Origin of the sequence: Synechococcus sp. R6-10 (genome assembly GCF_047461815.1) — a bacterium.
Taxonomy (GTDB): Bacteria; Cyanobacteriota; Cyanobacteriia; order Thermostichales; family Thermostichaceae; genus Thermostichus.
The window spans coordinates 1-1,619 of the sequence record NZ_JANSHW010000474.1 but is presented as its reverse complement, the minus strand read 5'-3'; the positions used below and the strand labels follow the sequence as shown (position 1 = coordinate 1,619).

Sequence of the window (1,619 nt, the reverse complement as noted above, 5' to 3'; positions counted from 1 at the left end):
GCCCGCACCTCCACCAACAGATCGTCGATGGGGAAATTGAGTGGCGTGCTGGGAAACCCTCGATCACATTCGTCGGCCCGAATAGTGGTGGGGGGCAGATCCGGCTGGTCGCCAACGATGAGCTGTTGCCAGCGCAGAGCAGCACTGCGGATGATCGACTGCTGGGTAGGAGTGAGACTGTTGTCGGGAAAGCGAACGTCAATGGTGAACTGGGAAGCAGGCGCAGTCGTTGGCGAGGGCAAAGGGGCAGGAATGACAGTCGGAGTAGGGGTGAGAACGACAGTTGGAGTAGAAGTGGGAATGACGGTTGGAATGGGAGTGGGAATGACACTCACAGAAGAGGAGCTACCACTTCCCCCGCAGGCCTTGAGCGCCAGTACCAGAAGCACAGCCACCAGGGATCCAAGCAGGCGCAGGCCCCACACTCTGCCCAAAAGCAGTCGCTGCCTTGAATTCACACCACCTCCAAAAAAGCCCCATGACCCAAGTGGATCATACCGGCTGCAACCATCCTCCCGAGCATGATTTGCGTCACACCGCACCGGTCAACTTCAAGGCCAGGAAGAGATGGGTTTGGAGGTCTATATTTTCAGGTCAGGATCTCTCAATCTGAGGAGTCGGAAGAGTTTTCCTCTTCTATGCCCCAGCCCGCAGCCAAAACATCCACCGCTGCCCGCAGCGCCTGGTTATCCCCCAAGAGCTCCTCGGGATCCGAACGCGGCTCCACCAGGGGAACCAAGCGCAGAATACGTCCGTCCTGAACCAAGTCGATAACCACGCCCGGCTGCTCCTTGCCCAGGTTGGCAATCTCTTCTTCGGAAGCGGGATCCCGCAGACAGGCATAGTCAAAGCTGTTCACATTTAAGTAGAGGCTACGGTTTACCACCAGTGTGGCAGCAGTGGGATCCTGAAAAACATCCACCACGCAGCCTTCCCCTTGCTTCCGCACTGAGCCATCGACGATATCGAAGTAGCGAACACGGGCCAAATCGGATAGGAGTCGGTAAATATCCCGCTTATTGACCAGAGTTCCCGTATTCACAATACAGGGGGCACAGGGATGAGTGTCTGTCATAGAGCAGTCGGTCTCGAAAGGTCAACAGATTGAGAGTAGGCAAAAGGAAAGCAACATCAACAGTGTCTGCAAACTATCTCCGAAAACATCAGTCCTCGGCAATTCTAGGCGCGGTTATAGCTGACAAGCAACAGAGACCCCAACTTAATCCCTAACTTCACAAAAACTTTAATCGGCTAAAGAGGGAAGAAGTAGCCTGCCCTGCCTTACCAAGTTAAGCCACTGCAACAACAGAACAACTCCCTCCATTTCGCCTACCCAGCGCTCAAACTGCTCTTGGGGAAAACTCAGTCATAACTTTGCTTTTATCGACTCTATCACAGCCTTCCCGAAAAGGGCACAGGTCACTACTAATCACTACTAAGGTGCAATCTCCAGGCAAAGGCAACAGAGGTTTGGCAGGGTTTTACCTACATCTTGTGGGAAGGTGAATAGCCGAGCGGCTTTAGACTCTAGATATCGCAGATGGGCCCCGAACAGATCATCTTCGGTTCAAACCTCTCCCCTTGTCCCCCTAGGAAGGATAGCATAGGACACCAAGCCC

Annotated in this window: 1 protein-coding gene and 1 pseudogene; both read right to left on the bottom strand. The window is 53.9% G+C overall.

Annotated features, from left to right (window positions below):
• Positions 1-425: pseudogene (locus tag NW837_RS12395) on the bottom strand (peptidase M8); the annotation flags it as partial.
• A 179-nt stretch (positions 426-604) separates the two neighbouring features.
• Positions 605-1,075 (bottom strand): hypothetical protein, encoded by a 471-nt coding sequence (locus NW837_RS12390; RefSeq protein WP_414331929.1) that lies wholly within the window; start codon positions 1,073-1,075, stop codon positions 605-607.
• Positions 1,076-1,619 lie beyond the last annotated feature (544 nt).